Origin of the sequence: Phenylobacterium soli, from assembly GCF_003254475.1 — a bacterium.
Lineage (GTDB): Bacteria > Pseudomonadota > Alphaproteobacteria > Caulobacterales > Caulobacteraceae > Phenylobacterium > Phenylobacterium soli.
Genome location: NZ_QFYQ01000001.1, coordinates 572,869 through 590,181, shown reverse-complemented (window position 1 = coordinate 590,181; position 17,313 = coordinate 572,869). Strand labels below are relative to the sequence as shown.

19 protein-coding genes and 2 pseudogenes are annotated in these 17,313 nt (G+C 69.4%); 13 read left to right on the top strand and 8 right to left on the bottom strand.

The window, feature by feature from the left end; all coding sequences use genetic code 11:
- Positions 1-191: 191 nt before the first annotated feature.
- Positions 192-1,658 (top strand): helicase HerA-like C-terminal domain-containing protein, encoded by a 1,467-nt coding sequence (locus tag DJ017_RS02970; RefSeq protein ID WP_111527312.1) that lies wholly within the window; start codon positions 192-194, stop codon positions 1,656-1,658.
- Positions 1,659-1,662: 4 nt separating this feature from the next.
- Here the strand turns inward: DJ017_RS02970 and DJ017_RS02965 are convergent, their stop codons facing one another.
- Positions 1,663-2,445: an SDR family NAD(P)-dependent oxidoreductase gene (locus tag DJ017_RS02965; protein ID WP_111527311.1), complete on the bottom strand. Its 783-nt coding sequence runs from the start codon at positions 2,443-2,445 to the stop codon at positions 1,663-1,665.
- A gap of 72 nt (positions 2,446-2,517) precedes the next feature.
- Between DJ017_RS02965 and DJ017_RS02960 the strand changes: the two genes are divergently transcribed.
- Complete coding sequence (locus DJ017_RS02960; protein WP_111527310.1) at positions 2,518-2,940, top strand: YkvA family protein; 423 nt, start codon at positions 2,518-2,520, stop codon at positions 2,938-2,940.
- Positions 2,941-2,962: 22 nt separating this feature from the next.
- Here DJ017_RS02960 and DJ017_RS02955 read toward each other — a convergent pair whose 3' ends face one another.
- The 3 genes from DJ017_RS02955 to DJ017_RS02945 all read right to left on the bottom strand — a co-directional run bounded on the left by DJ017_RS02955 (position 2,963) and on the right by DJ017_RS02945 (position 5,803).
- Positions 2,963-3,811, bottom strand: coding sequence for a DMT family transporter (locus DJ017_RS02955; protein ID WP_111529940.1), 849 nt, complete (start codon positions 3,809-3,811; stop codon positions 2,963-2,965).
- Positions 3,812-3,885: 74 nt separating this feature from the next.
- Positions 3,886-4,749, bottom strand: coding sequence for an SDR family NAD(P)-dependent oxidoreductase (locus tag DJ017_RS02950; RefSeq protein ID WP_111527309.1), 864 nt, complete (start codon positions 4,747-4,749; stop codon positions 3,886-3,888).
- 52 nt (positions 4,750-4,801) lie between these two features.
- A complete protein-coding gene (locus DJ017_RS02945) occupies positions 4,802-5,803 on the bottom strand; it encodes an NADPH:quinone oxidoreductase family protein (protein WP_111527308.1) in 1,002 nt (333 codons plus the stop codon).
- Between the two features lie 177 nt (positions 5,804-5,980).
- Here DJ017_RS02945 and rlmN point away from each other — a divergent pair, with 177 nt between their 5' ends.
- From rlmN to DJ017_RS02930, 3 genes are all read left to right on the top strand, one after another.
- Positions 5,981-7,171, top strand: coding sequence for a 23S rRNA (adenine(2503)-C(2))-methyltransferase RlmN (rlmN, locus tag DJ017_RS02940; RefSeq protein ID WP_111527307.1), 1,191 nt, complete (start codon positions 5,981-5,983; stop codon positions 7,169-7,171).
- 66 nt (positions 7,172-7,237) lie between these two features.
- A complete protein-coding gene (locus DJ017_RS02935; RefSeq protein WP_111527306.1) occupies positions 7,238-7,657 on the top strand; it encodes a DUF350 domain-containing protein in 420 nt (139 codons plus the stop codon).
- Positions 7,658-7,665: 8 nt separating this feature from the next.
- On the top strand, positions 7,666-8,496 hold the full coding sequence (locus DJ017_RS02930; RefSeq protein ID WP_111527305.1) for a S1 family peptidase: 831 nt from the start codon (positions 7,666-7,668) through the stop codon (positions 8,494-8,496).
- On the opposite strand, the gene DJ017_RS02925 is transcribed toward DJ017_RS02930, so the two are convergent.
- The 3 genes from DJ017_RS02925 to DJ017_RS02915 form a co-directional block, all read right to left on the bottom strand.
- Entirely contained in the window at positions 8,493-9,839 is a 1,347-nt protein-coding gene (locus tag DJ017_RS02925; protein ID WP_111527304.1) for an AmpG family muropeptide MFS transporter, read from the bottom strand. The genes DJ017_RS02930 and DJ017_RS02925 overlap by 4 nt on opposite strands.
- Positions 9,840-9,878: 39 nt before the next feature.
- Entirely contained in the window at positions 9,879-11,417 is a 1,539-nt protein-coding gene (locus DJ017_RS02920; RefSeq protein WP_111527303.1) for a response regulator, read from the bottom strand.
- Positions 11,418-11,485: 68 nt separating this feature from the next.
- Positions 11,486-11,872: a helix-turn-helix domain-containing protein gene (locus tag DJ017_RS02915; protein WP_111527302.1), complete on the bottom strand. Its 387-nt coding sequence runs from the start codon at positions 11,870-11,872 to the stop codon at positions 11,486-11,488.
- On the opposite strand from DJ017_RS02915, the pseudogene DJ017_RS21010 reads away from it, so the two are divergent.
- The 5 genes and pseudogenes from DJ017_RS21010 to DJ017_RS02890 form a co-directional block, all read left to right on the top strand.
- A pseudogene (locus DJ017_RS21010) lies at positions 11,871-12,158 on the top strand (response regulator transcription factor); the annotation flags it as partial. The gene DJ017_RS02915 and the pseudogene DJ017_RS21010 sit on opposite strands and share 2 nt — an antisense overlap.
- Before the next feature lie 124 nt (positions 12,159-12,282).
- Positions 12,283-12,621: a hypothetical protein gene (locus tag DJ017_RS02905; protein ID WP_111527301.1), complete on the top strand. Its 339-nt coding sequence runs from the start codon at positions 12,283-12,285 to the stop codon at positions 12,619-12,621.
- 197 nt (positions 12,622-12,818) lie between these two features.
- Positions 12,819-13,172: a hypothetical protein gene (locus DJ017_RS02900; protein WP_111527300.1), complete on the top strand. Its 354-nt coding sequence runs from the start codon at positions 12,819-12,821 to the stop codon at positions 13,170-13,172.
- Between the two features lie 127 nt (positions 13,173-13,299).
- On the top strand, positions 13,300-13,716 hold the full coding sequence (locus DJ017_RS02895) for a hypothetical protein (RefSeq protein WP_133255373.1): 417 nt from the start codon (positions 13,300-13,302) through the stop codon (positions 13,714-13,716).
- A gap of 63 nt (positions 13,717-13,779) precedes the next feature.
- Complete coding sequence (locus DJ017_RS02890) at positions 13,780-14,187, top strand: hypothetical protein (protein WP_111527298.1); 408 nt, start codon at positions 13,780-13,782, stop codon at positions 14,185-14,187.
- A 7-nt stretch (positions 14,188-14,194) separates the two neighbouring features.
- Here the strand turns inward: DJ017_RS02890 and DJ017_RS02885 are convergent.
- Positions 14,195-14,842: pseudogene (locus DJ017_RS02885) on the bottom strand (ATP-binding protein); the annotation flags it as partial.
- 61 nt (positions 14,843-14,903) lie between these two features.
- Between DJ017_RS02885 and DJ017_RS02880 the strand changes: the two are divergent.
- The 3 genes from DJ017_RS02880 to DJ017_RS02875 are packed head-to-tail and all read left to right on the top strand — an operon-like array spanning position 14,904 to position 17,197.
- The gene (locus DJ017_RS02880) at positions 14,904-15,398 is read left to right on the top strand and encodes a hypothetical protein (protein WP_111527297.1); all 495 of its coding nucleotides are present in this window, start codon (positions 14,904-14,906) and stop codon (positions 15,396-15,398) included.
- Positions 15,382-15,915, top strand: coding sequence for a GIY-YIG nuclease family protein (locus DJ017_RS20005; RefSeq protein ID WP_133255372.1), 534 nt, complete (start codon positions 15,382-15,384; stop codon positions 15,913-15,915). The genes DJ017_RS02880 and DJ017_RS20005 overlap by 17 nt, the downstream gene beginning before the upstream one ends.
- 16 nt (positions 15,916-15,931) lie before the next feature.
- A complete protein-coding gene (locus tag DJ017_RS02875) occupies positions 15,932-17,197 on the top strand; it encodes a DUF2130 domain-containing protein (RefSeq protein ID WP_111527296.1) in 1,266 nt (421 codons plus the stop codon).
- Positions 17,198-17,313 lie beyond the last annotated feature (116 nt).

The window sequence follows — 17,313 nt, the reverse complement described above, 5'->3', positions numbered from 1 at the left end:
TCCCCGGCGGTTACGCCGGCGTCAACGGCGGTGACGGTTACCCCTATTCTAGACGGAATGGGAGTGAATTTGCCCTGCGCTTACGGGCAATCGACAATTTCCTGTCTCACCGCACGATTGCGTCGCTGTCCGGAGCCCCTGAGCGACGGCTCCGGCGTTTCGTTCTGGAAGGGTCTGCTGGAGAGAGAGCCATGGCGGGCGAAGGTGTGCTCATCGGGATGTCGGACAAACCCGAGGTGCTGCGGCTGGATCGCGCCAACCGCCACGGCCTTGCGGCGGGCGCCACAGGCACGGGCAAGACCGTCACCTTGCAGGTCCTGGCGCAGGGCTTCTCAGACGCCGGCGTGCCGGTCTTCGCCGCCGACGTGAAGGGCGACCTCTCCGGCGTCTGCCAGCCGGGCCAGCCGAACGACAAGCTCACCGCCCGCGCCAAGGAGCTGGGCGTCAGCCTCAATCCGCGCGGCGCGCCGGTGATCTTCTGGGACCTGTTCGGGGAGCAGGGGCATCCGATCCGGGCGACGGTGTCGGAGATGGGCCCGCTGCTCCTGTCGCGGATGCTGGAGCTCAACGAGGTGCAGGAGGGCGTGCTCAACGTCGTCTTCCGGGCGGCCGACGAACAGGGCCTGCTGCTGCTCGACTTCAAGGACCTGCAGGCGGCGCTCACCTACGCCTCGGACAACGCCCGCGAGCTCGGCGCGCGCTACGGCAACATCTCGCCGGCCACGGTGGCGACGATCCAGCGCAAGCTGCTGGTGCTGGACCAGCAGGGCGCGGCCGGCTTCTTCGGCGAGCCGGCGCTGCAGCTCTCGGACCTGATGCGCACCGATGCGGCCGGGCGCGGCTATGTCAGCCTGCTGGCCGCCGACCGGCTGATCTCCTCGCCCCGGCTCTACGCCACCTTCCTGCTGTGGCTGATGAGCGAGCTCTTCGAGGAGCTGCCCGAGGTCGGCGATCCGGAGAAGCCGCGGCTGGTGTTCTTCTTCGACGAGGCGCACCTGCTGTTCCGCGATGCGCCCAAGCCCCTGCTCGAGAAGGTCGAGCAGGTGGTGCGCCTGATCCGCTCCAAGGGCGTCGGGGTCTATTTCGTCACCCAGAACCCGGCCGACGTGCCCGACACCGTGCTCGGCCAGCTCGGCAACCGCATCCAGCACGCCCTGCGCGCCTACACCCCGGCCGAGCAGAAGGGGCTGAGGGCGGCTTCCGAAAGCTTCCGCCCGAACCCGGCCTTCGACACGGCCGAGACGATCCAGGCCCTGGCGGTCGGCGAGGCGCTGGTCTCGGTGCTGGACGAGAAGGGCGCGCCGACGGTCGTGGCGCGGACGCGGGTGCGGCCGCCGGACTCGCGGATCGGCCCGGCGACGCCGTCCGAGCGGCAGGCGGTGATCGCCCAGAGCCCGGTGCGCGGGCTCTACGACCAGGTCACCGACCGGCAGTCGGCCTATGAGATGCTGCAAGGGCGCGCGAGCCAGAAGGCGGCGGAGCCCGAACCCGCGCCGGCGCGCCAGCCGGCTCAGAAGCCATCGGAGATCGAGACGATGGCCAAGGCGTTCGGGACGTCGATGGTGCGGACCATCGGAACCCAGGTCGGCCGCGAACTGATCCGCGGCCTGCTGGGCGGGCTGACCGGCGGCAGCGGAAGCCGCCGCCGGCGCTATTGACCGCTTAGCGCGGCGCCATCCGGATCGCGCCGTCCAAACGGACGTGCTCGCCGTTGAAGTAGCCGTTGGTGACCATCTCGAGGGCCAGGGAGGCGTACTCTTCGGCATTGCCGAGGCGCTTGGGGAACGGCACCGAGGCGGCCAGGGCGGCCTTCACAGGCTCCGGGGCGCCCTGCATCAGCGGGGTGTTGAAGATGCCCGGCAGGATGGTGTTGACGCGGATGCCGTCGCCCATCAGGTCGCGGGCGATCGGCAGCGTCATGCCGACCACGCCGCCCTTGGAGGCCGAATAGGCCGCCTGGCCCATCTGGCCGTCGACCGCCGCCACCGAGGCGGTGTTGATGATCACGCCGCGCTCGCCGTCTTCCAGCGGCTCGAGGTCCAGCATGCCCTTCGCCGACTTGGCGATGCAGCGGAAGGTGCCCACGAGGTTGATCTGGATGATGAAGTTGAAGGCGTCGAGCGGGAAGTGCTTGGTCTCGCCCGTCTGCTTGTCGCGGCTGGCGGTCTTCATCGCGTTGCCGGTGCCGGCGCAGTTGATGAGGATCCGCTCCTGGCCGTGGGCCGCGCGGGCCTTGGCGAAGCCGGCGTCCACGTCCTCTTCCGAGGTCACGTTCACCTTGCAGAAGACGCCGCCGATTTCCTTGGCGACCGCTTCGCCCTTGGCTTCGTTCATGTCGAAGATGGCGACCTTGACGCCCTGGGCGGCCAGGGCCCGCGAGGTGGCCTCACCGAGGCCCGAGGCGCCGCCCGTGACGATCGCCGCGACATTTGAATTCAGTTTCATGGACGCACCGCTCCCGTAAGATCAGAAGGAAAATTGAGATCAGACCGAAAATTCTGGCGAGGCTTTAGCGCGATGAGCAGGGCCGAAAAAGTGTCACCCGGCGTCAACCCCGGGTTTGACCCGGCCGGGCCGCTCGACCCGAGCCGCTCGCTGGTCCCCCGCACGGTGCGCCTGAACGAGCGGATCGTCGCCCGCGGCTTCTGGCCGAAACTGACCAAGGCCGCCGCCCGCGTGCCCTTCGCGGCCGAGGCGCTGTCGGTCTGGTACTGCGTCCAGGACGCTCGCACCCCAGCGGGGGCCAAGGGAATGATGCTGGCGGCGCTTGCGTATTTCGTCCTGCCCACCGACGCCATCCCCGACTTCATCGCCGGCCTCGGCTACACCGACGACGCGGCGGTGTTCGCCGCCCTGCTGGGCCTGGTCGGCCGGCACCTGCGGCCCGAGCACAAGGACGCTGCGCGCGAGGCGATCGAGCGGCTGCGGCGCAAGAGCTAGGCGCAAGATCTAGGCGCAGGATTCAGATGGTCTGGGCCGCCTTGTGGGCGAGGTGCTCGCGCCAGGTGATGAACAGGGTCGAGGCGACGACGATGCCGGCGCCGATCGCGGTCCACAGGCCCGGAATCTCGTGGAACAGCAGGAAGCCGGCGGCGGCGGCGAACACCAGGCGGGTGTAGTCGATCGGCGACATGGCGGCCGCGTCGCCGATCTGCATGCCCTTGATGTAGCACCACTGGTTGACCGTCGCGATCGCGCCCATGGCCGCGAGCAGGGCGAGGTCGAGCGGGCGCGGCCAGCGCCAGTCGATCACCGCGCCCGGGATGGCCAGCAGCAGCCCGAGCGTCGCCGACCAGACGAGCAGGACCATCGGCGAATGGTCCCGGGTCATCACCTTCATGCCGAGGATGGTGAAGGCGAAGAGCAGGGAGGCCACGAGGGCCGCCAGGGCCGGGGCGCCGATGGCGAAGTGTCCGCCGGCGCCCGGCCGCACCATCAGGAGCACGCCGAGGAAGCCGATGACCGCCGCGCCGATCCGCAGGGGCCCGAGCTTCTCGCCGACGATGATCGCCGCCAGCGGCACCATCCACAGCGTCCGGGTGAACGACAGGGCGTTGGCGTCGGCCAGCGGCATCTTCTGGTAGGCGTAGAACTGCAGGATCATCGCCACCGTCCCCGCCGCGGACCGGAAGATCAGGATGCCCGGGCGGGTGGTGGCGAAGGCCGCGCCGCGATGCTTGAAGATCACCGGCAGCAGGATCAGGAAGCCGGCGAGCTGGCGATAGAAGGTCTGCAGCGCCGCCGAATAGCCCGCGCCCAGGTATTTGATGAGCGTGGTCATGGCGGTGAAGGTCACCGCCGAGGCCAGCATCCAGAGCGCGCCGTGGAGGTTGGGGCTGAGGCCCGACGGGCGGCGGACGTCCGGCCCGGCCGCGGCGGCCACGTTCAGCCCGCCTGGCCGGCGGGGGGCGGGACGAGGTCGCCGAGGATGGTGGCGAAGGGGCTCTCCATGGCCGTGTCCCACGAGTGCCGGCCGCCGACGGTGATGCCGCCGTCGACCACCAGGTGCGTGCCGGAGACGAACAGCGAGTCGTCGGACGCCAGGTAGAGCGCGGCCTTGGCGATGTCGTCGGGCACCCCGGCCTTGGGGATCGGCTGGGCCTTGGCGCCGTTGGCCGCGACCATGGCCGCCATCTGGTCGGCGACCTCGCGCGGCAGGCCGAAGGAGGCGCCGAAGATGGAGGTGGCGATCAGGCCGGGGCAGATGGCGTTGACGCGGATCTTCTGCGGCGAGAGCTGGGCGGCGGCGACGCGGCTCATGTGGATCACCCCGGCCTTGGCCGTGGAATAGGCGATCGGGCCGTAGCCGGCCTGCAGCCCGGCGATGGAGGCGGTGTTGATGATCGAGCCGCCGCCGCGTTCGATCATCAGCGGGGCGGCGTGCTTCATGCCGAGCGCCACCGCGCGCACCAGGATCGAGAAGATCCAGTCCCAGCCTTCGGTGGTGACCTCGGCGATGGAGGTCATCCGGTCCGAGATGCCGGCGTTGTTGAACAGCACGTCGAGGCCGCCGAACTCGGACTTGGCGAGGCCAAGGGCCGCGGCGATGTCCGCCTCCTGGGTGACGTCGCAGTGGGCGTAGCGCACCTGGCCCTTGAACCGCTGCTCGAGCATGCGGCCCTTCTCGTCCTGGATGTCGCAGGCGACGACGCGGGCGCCCTCCGCGGCGAACAGCTCCACGGTCCCCAGGCCAATGCCCGAGGCCGCGCCCGTGATCACCGCCACCTTGCCGTCCAGACGTCCCGCCATGATCCCCTCCCGGTTTATGGGTTATCAGCGATCACTAGCGGGACCTTGGGCCTCAGTCGATAGTGACGACGACCTTTCCCATCGCCTTGCGGCTGGCGAGGTGGGCGATGGCGTCGGCCGCCTTGGAGAGCGGGAAGCGCTCGGAGACGTACGGCTTGATCTTGCCGTCCTCGTACATCTTGAGGAGCTCGGCCACGCTCTCCTGGTGCCGCTTCGGGTTCTTGCCGACCCACGCGCCCCAGAACACGCCGACGATCTCGCAGCCCTTCAGCAGCGCGAGGTTCAACGGGATCTTCGGGATGTCGCCGGCGGCGAAGCCGACCACCAGGTACTTGCCCTCCCAGGCGATGGAGCGCAGCGCGGGCTCGGCGTAGTCGCCGCCGATGGCGTCATAGATCACGTCCGCGCCGTTCGGCGCGCTGGCGTCCTTGAACAGGTTGGCGAGCTCCTTCTGGCCATCGCGGTCGAAGGGGCCGCGGCCGTAGACCACGCCTTTGTCGGCGCCGTGCTTCTTGCAGAGGTCGACCTTTTCCTGGCTGGAAGCGGCGGCGATCACCGTCGCGCCCATCGCCTTGCCGAGCTCGACGGCCGCGAGGCCGACGCCGCCAGCGGCGCCCAGCACCAGCAGCGACTGGCCGGCCTTGAGCTGGGCGCGGTCCTTCAGCGCATGCCAGCTCGTGCCGTAGGTCATGATGAAGGCCGCGGCCTCGTCGAAGGGCATGGAGTCCGGGATCTTCACCAGCCGCGCGGCCTCGAGGGCCAGCTCCTCGGCCATGCCGCCCCAGCCGGTGTTGCCGAGCACGCGGTCGCCCGGCTTCACATGGGTGACGCCCTCGCCCACCGACTTCACCACGCCGGCCACCTCGCCGCCCGGCGCGAACGGGCGGGCCGGCTTGAACTGGTACTTGTCCTCGATGATCAGCACGTCGGGGAAGTTGACGCCGACCGCCTTCACCTCGACCACGGCGAAGCCGGGCTTGGCCTGCGGGCTCGGCACATCCTCAAGGACCAGGGTCTCGGGCCCGCCCACTTGCTTGCTCAGCAGCGCCTTCATCGAAGCTCTCTCCCCACGGGTCGTTTTCCAAAAGCCGGCGGACGCTAGCCCATTCGAACGGGCGTTTGAAGAACCTTGGCGCTCGGGTTCGCATCGACCCCGCCTCGCGTAGCGATTTGGTGAGCGGCGCGGGTCCACCTATATTCCGCGACCACCGCAAGCATCGGACCTCTTCCCTTGGGCGTGACCCTCGACCTTACGCGCGCGCCGGCGGCCCCAGCGCTGACCTCTGTGGCCGCCGCCAAGCCGAACATCACCGGCATGACCCGTGCGGAGCTGCGCGAGGCCATCGTCGCGGCCGGCGTCGCCCCGCCGGAGAAGGCCAAGATGCGCGCCAGCCAGGTCTGGCGCTGGATGCACCACTACGGCGTCACCGACTTCGCGGCCATGACCGACGTGGCCAAGGAGACCCGCGCGGCGATGGCCGACGCCTTCACCCTGGCCAGGCCGGAAGTGGTCGAGCGGCAGATCTCGAAGGACGGCACCCGCAAGTGGCTGATCCGCATGGCGCCGGGGATCGAGGTGGAGACCGTCTACATCCCCGACGTCGGCCGGGCCGGCGCGCTCTGCGTCTCCTCGCAGGTCGGCTGCACGCTTAACTGCACCTTCTGCCACACCGGCACCCAGGCGCTGGTGCGCAACCTCACCGCGGCCGAGATCGTGGCCCAGGTCCAGGTGGCCCGCGACGACCTCGGCGAATGGCCCTCGCCCAAGGAGGACCGCCGGCTCTCGAACATCGTGTTCATGGGCATGGGCGAGCCGCTCTACAATCTGGACAACGTCGCCGCCGCCATCGACATCATCGCCGACAACGAGGGCATCGCCATCTCGCGCCGGCGGATCACCGTCTCGACCTCGGGCGTGGTCCCCGAACTGGGCAATCTCGGCACGCGCACCCAGGCCATGCTGGCCATCTCGCTGCACGCCACCAACGACGCGCTGCGCGAGAAGCTCGTGCCGCTGAACAAGAAGTACCCGATCGCCGAGCTGATGGCGGCGATCCGCGCCTATCCCCAGCTCTCCAACGCCAAGCGCGTGACCTTCGAGTACGTCATGCTGAAGGGCGTCAACGACAGCCCGGCCGACGCCAAGGCGCTGGTCCAGCTGCTCAAGGGCGTGCCGGCCAAGATCAACCTGATCCCCTTCAATCCGTGGCCGGGCAGCAGCTACCAGTGCTCCGACTGGTCGACCATCGAGGCCTTCGCCGCGATCCTCAACCGCGCCGGCTACGCCTCGCCGATCCGCACGCCGCGCGGCCGCGACATCCTCGCCGCCTGCGGCCAGCTGAAGAGCGAGAGCGAGAAGCTGCGGGCCAGCGCCCGGCGCGCGGCGGAGCGCGAAGGCGCCTCCGGGGCCGCGTCGGAATAGCGCAGCTTTAGGGATCGTAGGGCTCCCCATGTTATCGGGGGGAGAGTCGCAAAGGGGCGGTCCCGCATGTTCCCATCGCCTGAGGTCCAGGCCTTCGCCACCGGCTTCCCGGTGACCCTTCTCCACGTCACGGTGACGCTCGCCCTGCTGTTCGCCGGCTCGGGCGTCTACATCATGCTGACGCCGCACAAGGAGGTGTCGCTGGTCCGCGAGGGCAACCTCGCCGCGGCGGTGTCGCTGGCCGGCATCCTGCTGGGCCTGGCGATCCCGCTCGCCGCCTCGATGAAGGCCTCGACGAGCCTGATCGACCTGACCCTCTGGGGCGTCGCCACCCTCGTGGTGCAGCTGCTGATCTCGCGCCTCACCGACCTCGTGCTGCACGGCCTGCCGCGACGCATCCAGGACGGGGAGGTGGCGGCGGCCACCCTGCTGGCGGCGGTGAAGGTCGCCACCGGCCTCGTGCTCGGGGCCGCCGTCGCCGGCTGAGACCTCCGATGCATTTTCCCAGGCTTCCCGATTGGTTGATCTACGCGGTGGTGGTGGCGGCGCTGCTGTTCCTCGCCGTGGGCCGCCGCGAGCGCGCCGACGCGCCGCCCGCCCCGCCGCCGCCGACGGAGGCCGAGGGCGGCATGCTGGCGCCCGCCTCGCCGTTCGATCCCTCGGTGGTGGTGGAGGTCGCCCAGAAAGCCGAGCCCGCCGCCGGCACCGCCTTCTCGGTGGCCGACAGCGGCGTCTGGGTCACCGCCCGGCACGTGGTCGATGGGTGCACCCAGACGGCGGTGGTGGTCGGTCCGGGCCGCGGCGTCGAGGCCCAGGTGAAGATCGATCCGCGCGGCGAGGCGGCCGTGCTGACCACCAACGGCGGGGCGCCGGCCCTGCCGCTCAACCTCGGCGGCGACCTGCGGCGCGGCGAGCGGGCCTTCCACCCCGGCTATCCGCAGGGCGAGCCGGGGGAAGCGACTTCGCGCCTGCTCGGCCGCGAGAACCTGGTGGTGCGCGGCCGCGGCGCGCGCACCGAGCCGGTGCTGGTCTGGGCCGAGGCGGGACGCACCGACGGCCTGCACGGCACGCTCGGCGGACTGTCGGGCGCGCCGGCCCTGGACGATCGGGGGCGGGTGATCGGAGTGACCATCGCCGAGGCGCCGCGCCGGGGGCGGATCTACACCACCTCGCCCGACACCGTGGCCCGCGCCCTGGGCGTGGTGCGCGAGCCGATCGTCAACAACGGAGCGAGCGAGGCGATCACGCCGGACAACTACGGCCGCGTCGCAGACGACCTGCGCCGCAGCCTGCGCATCGCCCAGGTCATCTGCCTGAAGACCTAGCCCTTGGCGGCTGCCGCCTTCTCGCGACGGTCGTGCAGCCAGCCGAGCAGCAGGAAGAGCAGGGCCGGCGGAACCGCCATCAGCCCCGTGCCCACGAAAGCCGTGGCGTAGGCGCCGAGCAGGCCGTGCGTCGGCGTCAGGGCCTCCACCGCCGCCCCGGAGAAGCCCTTCAGGAACTTGCCGAGCAGGGCGTAGGTCGAGGACAGCAGGGCGTACTGGGTGGCCGTGTAACCGAGGCTGGTCAGGCTCGACATGTAGGCGACCAGGGCGACGCCGGCGAAGGCCTGGGCGAAGCTGTCGAGCCCCATCACGGCGGCGAAGGTCGCCCCGTCCACATGGTAGGCCAGAAGCGCGAAGGCGGCGGTTCCGAAGCCTTCCAGCACCACGCCGATCATCAGCGCCCGGAAGACCCCCAGGCGGATCGAGGCGATGCCGCCCAGGGCGATGCCCGCGAAGGTGGCGAACAGCCCCACCGAGCCGCGCACCAGGGCCACCGTGTCCTTCGTCAGCCCGAGGTCGTGGTAGTAGGGGTTGTACATCGGCCCCATGACGAAGTCGGGCAGGCGGTAGAGCGCCACGGCCAGCAGCATGACCAGGCCCAGCCAGCGGTGCTTGCCGAAGAATTCGGCGAACGGACCGATCACCGCGTCGAAGAAGCCGCGCGGCGTCCACAGGGGCGCCTTGTCCTGCAGCGCGGCCTCGGCGCGGGCCGGCTCCATGGCGAAGAAGGTGGCGACGACCCCGATGGTCATGAGCGCGGCCATGGCGACGTAGCTCATCGGCCAGCCGACGCGGGCGGCGGCCGCGATCACCAGGGCGTCGGTGACCAGCAGCGCGACGCGGTAGCCGAGCTGGTAGCCGGAGGTCAGCAGGCCCTGCTCGTCGCTGTCGGCCGCCGCCTCGATCCGCCAGGCGTCGATGTTGATGTCCTGCGTGGAGGAGGCGAAGGCCACCAGGAGGGCGAAGGCGCCGATGGCGGTCAGGCCCGCGCCGGTCCCGACGCCGGCCATGCCGATCAGGCCGGCGATCACCAGGATCTGGGTGAACAGCATCCAGCCGCGGCGGCGTCCCAGCCGCCCGAGCAGCGGCACGTCGACCCGGTCGACGACCGGCGCCCACAGGTACTTGAAGGTGTAGGCGAGGCCGACCCAGGAGATGAAGCCGATCGCCTTCAGGCTCGTGCCTTCGTCGCGCAGCCAGTAGCCGAAGGTGTTTGCGGTCAGCAGGAACGGCAGGCCCGAGGCGAAGCCGAGCGCCAGCATGACCGTGACCTTGGGCTGGCGCAGGGAGGCGAGCACCTCCATCACGGTCCGCTTGCGGCGCGGCGCTGCGCTCGTGGTCATGCTCGGTCCCGGATCAGGAGCGCCCCCGCGCCCTAAAGGTCAGGCGAGCTTGGCGTGCGCCGCCGGCTGCGTCCAGCCGCGCCCGACCCAGCGGGTCAGCATGGCGCGCAGGGCGTCCGGCGAGAGCGGCTTGACCAGGAAGTCGTTCATCCCGGCGGCCAGGCATCGACGCCGGTCGTCCTCGAAGGCGTTGGCGGTCAGGGCCACGATCGGGGCCGTGACGCTCATGGCGCGGAGGGCGCGCGCGGCTTCCTCGCCGGACATGCCGGGCATGCGCATGTCCATGAGGATCAGGTCGTAGGCGCCGACCTTGGCCGCGGCGACGGCGTCCTCGCCGCTCGCCGCGTGATCCACCGAGCAGCCCTCGCGGGCCAGCAGGGCCTTGGCCAGGAGGGCGTTGATCGGATTGTCCTCGACCAGCAACACCCGCGCGCCGGGCGCCGCGGCCGCGGCGATGCGGTCGTCCTCCGGGCCGGCGGTGGTCTCGTGGCCTTCGCCGGCGGCGATGCGCACCCGCTCCACCAGCGAGGCGCGGCGCAGCGGCTTGATCAGGTAGCCGGCGAATCCCGCCCGGCGGTAGGCGCTCATCCGGTCGCGTTCCTCCGGCGCCAGGAGGACGATGGCCGGCCGATCGGCCCCAGGCCGCAGACGGCGCTTCAGCGGCTCGAGAGCATGGTCGATCAGCAGCACGTCGCCCGCCCGGGCGCGGTCCATCAGGTCGTCGAGGTCGGCGGTGACGAGCGCTTTGCCGTGGCAGCCGGTCACCTGGCGGCGGGCGGCCTCGCGCAGGATCGGGTTCGGCGAGGCGACGGCCACGCGGCGGCCGGCCAGGGTGCGGGCGAGGTTCGCTTCAGGCTGGGCGCGCAGGCTGGCCTCGAACCAGAAAGAGGCGCCGCCGCCCCGGCGGTCCTCGACGCCGACCTCGCCGTCCATGGCCTGGGCCAGGCGCCGCGCGATGGCGAGGCCGAGGCCTGCGCCGCCGGGATCGGCGCGGCCGACGTCGGCCTGGGCGAAGGCCTCGAAGATCCGCTCGCGCTCTGCGGCGGTGACCCCCGGCCCGGTGTCCTCGACGGTGAAGCGCACCCGTCCGGGCGCGGCGAAGTCGGCGGCGATCAGCACGCCGCCGGCCGGGGTGAACTTGATTGCGTTGCCGGCGAAGTTCAGCAGGATCTGGCGCAGGCGCGCCTCGTCGGCCCAGATCTCCGTCAGGGCGGCCGGGGCGGTCCAGGCGACTTCCAGGCCCTTCTCCCGGGCCCGCGGCGAGAGCAGCTCGGCGACGCCCCGCAGCAGGGTCTCGACGTCGGTGGACTCGGTGTGCAGCTCGACGCGGCCGGCGCCCAGCTTGGCGAAGTCCAGCACGTCGTTGACCAGGGTGAGCAGGTGCTCGCCGGACTCGCGCAAGGCGGCGGCATAGGCGCGCTGCTCGGCGGTGAGGCGCGTGCCCTCGAGCAGGCGCGCCATGCCGATGACGCCGTTGAGCGGCGTGCGGAACTCGTGGCTCAGCGAGGCCAGCTGCTCGGCGCTGATGGTGTCGCGACGGGGGCGTCGCTCGCTCAGGGGTCGGGGAGGTCTGCGCATCGGGCGCCGACCCTGCGCCCGAACGGCTTAACGGCTGGTCAAATCGTCGCAGATCTCAGCTGCGGACCTCAGCTGCGGACGCTGGCCATCTCCTGGGCCAGGGTCAGCAGGGCCGACCGGGCGCGCGAGTCCGAGATGGTGTTGAAGGCCCGCAGCATCTCGATCGCCCCGGGGCGGGCGAGCGCCCGGAACAGCTCGTCGTCCTCGTCCCTGGCCGGCCCGTCCTCGCCGACCAGGCCGGCGACGCTCGTCGAGAGGGCTTCGGCGGCGGCCACGAGGGTGGAAGCGGCGATGCGATTGGAGCCGCGCTCGTATTTCTGGACCTGCTGGAAGGATACTCCGAGCTTCTCGGCCAGATCGGTCTGCGACAGGCCGAGCTGGCGGCGCCTGGCGCGCAGGCGGGCCCCGATCGAAAGCTCGAGGGCGCGGTGCCGACCCTGGTCCTGAGCGTCCATGGCGTCTCTCCGAAGGCCAGATGAGCATACCTCAAGGACACGCCCATGTTGCGGAAAACTGGACGTGCAACGCTTGGCGGCGTTTATTAGCGCCATGCCCACGCGTACCGAGGCTTCTACCGACGCGGTCGGCCTGCTCACGCCCAGAGAGCGTGAGTGCCTGCGCCTGGTCGATCAGCATCTGTCCTCGAAGCAGATCGCGCGCGAGCTGGGCATGTCCAAGACCTCGGTGGACACCTACTGCGACCGCGCCCGCAAGAAGCTCGGCGTGGACGACCGCTACGCCGCCGCGCGCCTGCTGCGCCAGCTCGACGTTAACCATGTCCTGATCGAGTCAGGACAGGACACGATCAGGACAGACAATCGCCCCGCCCCCTGGCTGGATGAGCCGGCAACAGAGGGGGCGACCCATGGGCGACTGGCAGAACTTCGACAACCGCGACGTGATCGGCAAGGCGCTGCGTCTGCGCCGGGAGATCGACGACTTCGAGGCCCGCTGGCCGACGAGATCGGACCGCGGGGAGACGATCCCGACCTTCTCCTGGGAGCAGCTGGAGCGGCAGCTCGTCGATTTGGCGGCTACCGAGACCCAGGCGGAGATGGTGCGCCATCTGGTGTCGGCTACGCGCAAGCTCGCACCGTTCAAGCCTTCGGAAATGGTGCTGAGGGAAATCCTCTGCATGACCTGGGTTCTCTTGGACGAGAACTTCAGGCCCGAAGCCGACGAGGGCTCGGCCGAAATGAGCTAAGTCCCGCCGCCCGCCTGGGCGCGATCATGGGGCTCGCCGTCGTCACGGCCATGGCGTTCGGGGCCATGCTGGCGGGACTCCACGCGCTCCAGGAACTCGGTTCAAGTTTTTCCGGTCTCTGAGAACCGGATCGCAACCATACCCAACCTAGGACTGCGGACGCGCGCCACGAAGAGGGCGCGTGCAGGAGAGAACTCATGCTCAAAGAACGTCGGATGGTGGCCGAACAGATCGCTGGCGCTCTGTTCGAAGCTGAGGCGGCGATCGACGCCGCGATCAGCAAGACCGCTCAGCTCACCGGTGTGATGCCGGCGCTGCGCAAGCAGGCGGGCGCCTCGGCGCTCGTCGGCCAGGACGCCGTGGAACGGGCCAGCCAGGCCATCATGGCCCTGGCCGAGGCCCGTCGCGCGATCGTCGAGACCCACAAGGAGCTCAGCGTCGCACAGGTCCAGGTCGGCCTGGGGGCCGTGGCGATCGATGGCGGCGGCACCAAGCCCGCAACCTCGGCCCTCGGCGGCCGGGCGCTGCGTACGGTGAGCAGCGCGGCCTAAGCGCTTCGGCCGGCTCCGCCCGCAGCGGCGGAGCCGCGCCGTGCCTCTCCGCTCCGCCCCGCTTTTCAGGGCGCGCGCGCTCTGCCAGTTTGGCCGGGCGCCGAGGGGGGATCCGCCGCTGCACCACATGCCTGCGCTTCCTTACTGGATACCGGCCGTGGTCATCGGCTGCTCGTGCCTCTACGCCTGCTGGAAAGGCGGGACCGAGGAGCGCGTGGCGGCGGTCTATTTCGCCCTGGCCGCCCTCGCCGCGCCCTTCCTGCTCGACCGCCGGTGGGCCGGCACCCAGTGGGCGATGTTCGCGGTCGACCTCGGCTACCTCGCCCTGATGCTGGTGTTCGCCTTCCGCACCGCGCGCTGGTGGCCCCTGCCGGCGGCGGCGTTCCAGCTCCTGGCGGTCCTCACCCATGTGGCCAGCCTGTTCGACCATCAGCTGCGCGCCTGGGCCTATGTCACGGCCGGCGTCATCTGGACCTACCTCGGCCTCGCGGCGATCGTCGTCGGCGCCCACAACCGGGCGCGAGAGCGGGTCGTCCTGGCTTGAGCTGGCTCAACGCGCCGCGCGCCTGGCCCCGCTAGATCTTCGCCATCAGGCGGAGACAACACCATGGTCCCTCACGTCAGGACTTGCGCCCCGGCGGTCCTCGCCGCCGGTCTCGCGAGCCTTTTCCTCCCCTCAGCCCAGGCCGCGCCCGAAGCGCTGCGCGCGCCCCGGCCGCCCGCCGTCGCCTCCACATCGGCCTATCCCGTGCGCATCGATTGTCCCGCCACCAGCACCATGGACGTCCCGGCGACCTACCTCGCCCCCGGGTGGTTCGCGACCGGCCACGGCGTGGTGCTGCGGCGGCTGAAGCTGATCGAGTACCAGGGCAAGCAGGAGCTGAACTGCGAGTACGACCTTACCAGCGTGCCGAACAGCTACGCCACGGTGCTGCGCCATCCGGTGCCGCTCGGGTCCTGCGTCATGGGTCCGGACGAGGCGTGGTTTCAGTGCCGCGCCGGCACGCCAAAATAGCCAGCCCTCAGGCGGCCCCGAGCGCTGCCACGCGGCCGGGTGCGACCCGACGATAGATCAGCGCCTCGGCCACATGGACGCGACGCACGGCCTCGCTGCCCTCCAGGTCGGCGATGGTCCGCGCCAGGCGCAGGGTGCGCGTCCAGCCCCGCGCGGTGAGCCCGCCGGCCTCGGCCGCCTTGGCCAGCAGGGCGCGGGCGGGCGGATCGAGGGCGCAGATCCGCTCGAGCCAGTCGCCTTCCGCCTGGCAGTTCAGCGGCGTGGCGTTGATCCGGTCCTCGCCCGCGGCGTCGGCGACCCTGGCGGCCTGGAGGGCGCGCGCCTGCGCCACCCGCGCGGCGGCCTCGGCGGTGCCTTCCGCCGGCGGCGGCAGGGCGAGGTCGGCGGCGGTCACCGGCGGCGCCTCCACCTGCAGGTCGATGCGATCCATCAGCGGGCCGGAGACCCGGCCCTGGTAGTCGGTCTGGCAGCGCGGAGCGCGCCCGCAGGCGCCGCGGCCCGGACCGCCGTTCCCGCAGCGGCACGGGTTCATGGCCGCCACGAGCTGAACGCGGGCCGGATAGCGCACGTGGGCGTTGGCGCGGGCGACGATCACCTCGCCGGTCTCCAGCGGCTGGCGCAGCGAGTCCAGCGCCTGCGCGGAGAACTCCGGAATTATGTAGCAAACGCACCCAAAATTCTTATGTGAAATCAGTTCTCTATCCCATCATCGGGGTATGAACGATCTCATTCCCCCAGACGCCGAGCACCCGAACGTTCTGCACGCGCTGATAGGAAAGCGCGCCGAGATCGCCGGTCGCATTGAGCACACGCAGCTCCAGTTGCGCCATCTGATCACTGAGCTGGACCATCTCGACGCGACCATTCGAGTGTTCGACCCGACTGTCGACGTCGGCGACATCAGGTCCAAGCCCGTCCCTCCACGACACGCCGCATTCAAGGGAGAGGTCACTCGTATCGTCTTCCGGACCCTGCGCAGCGCCGACGGGCCGGTCACGTCGAGGGACATCGCGCGTCGTCTTATGACGGAGCGCGGATTGAACCCCGAGGACCGCGAACTCTCCATCATAATGGTGAAACGGGTCTGCGCCTGTCTCAGAGTGCAGAGGCACCGAGGACTTGTTCGGAACGCCCCCGCTGAGGGTAGCCTTCAGGGCTGGACGTTGGCGACCGGGGCGGAGGTCATCCGTCTGGATGACCGCCATGGCTAACCCGCATCCTCTAGAGATAGCCCCGACAGCCGTCATCAAGCGCCACCCTAGAGCGATTCCAGAGGCGCCCGGCGTCTACGTTTTCCTGTCGCCAAGGGGAGCCGATATCATGCGCTCGCTCCGCTTTTCAGCGCATCAGATAGAGCACCGTCTGAAGGTGGGCGGGCTAGATGCCCTCTACCTGGGCTCCACTTTAAACCTGCGGGCGCGCATCCATTCGCACCTGGGCGGCTACCGATCGAGCAACCTCGTGAGCACGATTCTGGCCGCGGAGCTGCGCTTCCACATCATTGCGGGGTCACCTGCTGAAGACATCGGAATTCTGAGTCAGCGCATTCGCGAGTGGTTGATCGCGGAGACGTGGACGGGACACGCCGTAACGGATGAATTCCGAGAGGCCGAGCGAAAATGGATGCGGGTAGGTAAGACATGCTTCAACATCACCCTGGGTAGCGCCAGACCCGGGGACTGTCGCCATTGGTGTGCGCAGCATTTTCCGCACCTGCGCCTGAGTTGAGAATGGGAGGACTCTGATGAGCGAGCCGACGATCACCTGCCCGAACTGCAAACACGAAATTAAGCTCACCGAATCCCTTGCCGCTCCGTTGATCGCTGCTACGCGCCAAGAATTCCAAGCGCAGTTGGTCAAGAAGGATGAGGAAGTTGCGGCGCGCGAATCTGCCCTGGAGAAAGAACGTGAGGCGCTTGCCCAGCAGCGTGCCGAAGTCGAGGAATTGGTCGGCGCCAAGGTGGAGGAAGCTAGGGCCAAGATCGCCGAGCAAGAGGCGCGCAAGGCTCGCGCGCTCATCGAAACCGACTTGCAGGAAAAGGATCGCTCCATCGCCGATCTGCAGACCGTGCTGCAGCAGCGGGAAGCCAAGCTCGCCGAAGCGCAGCAGGTGCAAGCCGACCTTTTGAAGAAGCAACGCGCGCTGGATGACGAAAAGCGTGAACTCGACCTGACCATCGAAAAACGAGTCCAAGAAATGCTTGGCTCAGTGCGGGACAAAGCCAAGCTCGAAGCTGAGCAGGCCCTCCAGTTGAAGGTTCGGGAGAAGGAGGAGACGATCGCCTCCATGCAGCGCCAGATCGAGGACCTTAAGCGCAAAGCGGAGCAAGGGTCGCAGCAGCTCCAAGGCGAGGTCCAAGAGCTAGAGCTTGAAAGCCTGCTGAGGTCGAAGTTCCCTCACGATGACATCGACGCCGTTCCAAAGGGGGAGTTCGGCGGCGACCTCATCCAGCGTGTGCGCGGCCCTGGCGGTCAAGTGTGCGGCTCGATCCTGTGGGAGATCAAGCGCACCAAAAACTGGAGCGATGGATGGCTCACTAAAGTCCGCGGCGACCAACGCGCGGCGAACGCCGACGTCTCCCTGATTATCTCTCACGCCCTTCCAAAAGACATGCTCACGAACTTCGACTTGGTGGACGGCGTCTGGGTGGCTGAGCCGAAATGCGCCGTCCCGGTCGCATTGGCATTGCGGGAGTCGATCATTGCGCTGGCCGCGGCCCGGCAGGCGAGCGAAGGCCAGCAGACCAAGACCGAGATGATCTATGCATATCTTACGGGGTCGCGGTTCAGGCACCGCGTCGAGGCCATCGTGGAACGCTTTACAGAGATGCAGGCCGATCTGCAGAAGGAGCGGACAACGATGACCCGGCTGTGGGCGAAACGCGAGGAGCAAATTCGCGCAGTGATCGAGTCAACCGCCGGGATGTACGGCGATCTTCAAGGCATTGCGGGCAAGAGCCTGAAGGAGATCGCTGCGTTGGACGTGCTCTTGCTTGAATCTCCTGAATAGTGGGCAAGCGCATGACCGACGCCGCTAAGATGGCCCCCCCTGCGTTCCGACGGGCGCGCTATGCTGTGGAGCGCACGGAGGAGGGCATGTCGGTGGTTGATATTTGGACTGGTCAC

Excerpts from the sequence above, each read along its gene's own strand:
- DJ017_RS02970 (WP_111527312.1), top strand. The coding sequence starts at position 192 with ATGGCGGGCGAAGGTGTGCTCATCGGGATGTCGGACAAACCCGAGGTG.
- DJ017_RS02965 (WP_111527311.1), bottom strand. The coding sequence starts at position 2,445 with ATGAAACTGAATTCAAATGTCGCGGCGATCGTCACGGGCGGCGCCTCG.
- DJ017_RS02960 (WP_111527310.1), top strand. The coding sequence starts at position 2,518 with ATGAGCAGGGCCGAAAAAGTGTCACCCGGCGTCAACCCCGGGTTTGAC.
- DJ017_RS02955 (WP_111529940.1), bottom strand. The coding sequence starts at position 3,811 with ATGCTGGCCTCGGCGGTGACCTTCACCGCCATGACCACGCTCATCAAA.
- DJ017_RS02950 (WP_111527309.1), bottom strand. The coding sequence starts at position 4,749 with ATGGCGGGACGTCTGGACGGCAAGGTGGCGGTGATCACGGGCGCGGCC.
- DJ017_RS02945 (WP_111527308.1), bottom strand. The coding sequence starts at position 5,803 with ATGAAGGCGCTGCTGAGCAAGCAAGTGGGCGGGCCCGAGACCCTGGTC.
- DJ017_RS02935 (WP_111527306.1), top strand. The coding sequence starts at position 7,238 with ATGTTCCCATCGCCTGAGGTCCAGGCCTTCGCCACCGGCTTCCCGGTG.
- DJ017_RS02930 (WP_111527305.1), top strand. The coding sequence starts at position 7,666 with ATGCATTTTCCCAGGCTTCCCGATTGGTTGATCTACGCGGTGGTGGTG.
- DJ017_RS02925 (WP_111527304.1), bottom strand. The coding sequence starts at position 9,839 with ATGACCACGAGCGCAGCGCCGCGCCGCAAGCGGACCGTGATGGAGGTG.
- DJ017_RS02920 (WP_111527303.1), bottom strand. The coding sequence starts at position 11,417 with ATGCGCAGACCTCCCCGACCCCTGAGCGAGCGACGCCCCCGTCGCGAC.
- DJ017_RS02915 (WP_111527302.1), bottom strand. The coding sequence starts at position 11,872 with ATGGACGCTCAGGACCAGGGTCGGCACCGCGCCCTCGAGCTTTCGATC.
- DJ017_RS02905 (WP_111527301.1), top strand. The coding sequence starts at position 12,283 with ATGGGCGACTGGCAGAACTTCGACAACCGCGACGTGATCGGCAAGGCG.
- DJ017_RS02900 (WP_111527300.1), top strand. The coding sequence starts at position 12,819 with ATGCTCAAAGAACGTCGGATGGTGGCCGAACAGATCGCTGGCGCTCTG.
- DJ017_RS02895 (WP_133255373.1), top strand. The coding sequence starts at position 13,300 with ATGCCTGCGCTTCCTTACTGGATACCGGCCGTGGTCATCGGCTGCTCG.
- DJ017_RS02890 (WP_111527298.1), top strand. The coding sequence starts at position 13,780 with ATGGTCCCTCACGTCAGGACTTGCGCCCCGGCGGTCCTCGCCGCCGGT.
- DJ017_RS02880 (WP_111527297.1), top strand. The coding sequence starts at position 14,904 with ATGAACGATCTCATTCCCCCAGACGCCGAGCACCCGAACGTTCTGCAC.
- DJ017_RS20005 (WP_133255372.1), top strand. The coding sequence starts at position 15,382 with ATGACCGCCATGGCTAACCCGCATCCTCTAGAGATAGCCCCGACAGCC.
- DJ017_RS02875 (WP_111527296.1), top strand. The coding sequence starts at position 15,932 with ATGAGCGAGCCGACGATCACCTGCCCGAACTGCAAACACGAAATTAAG.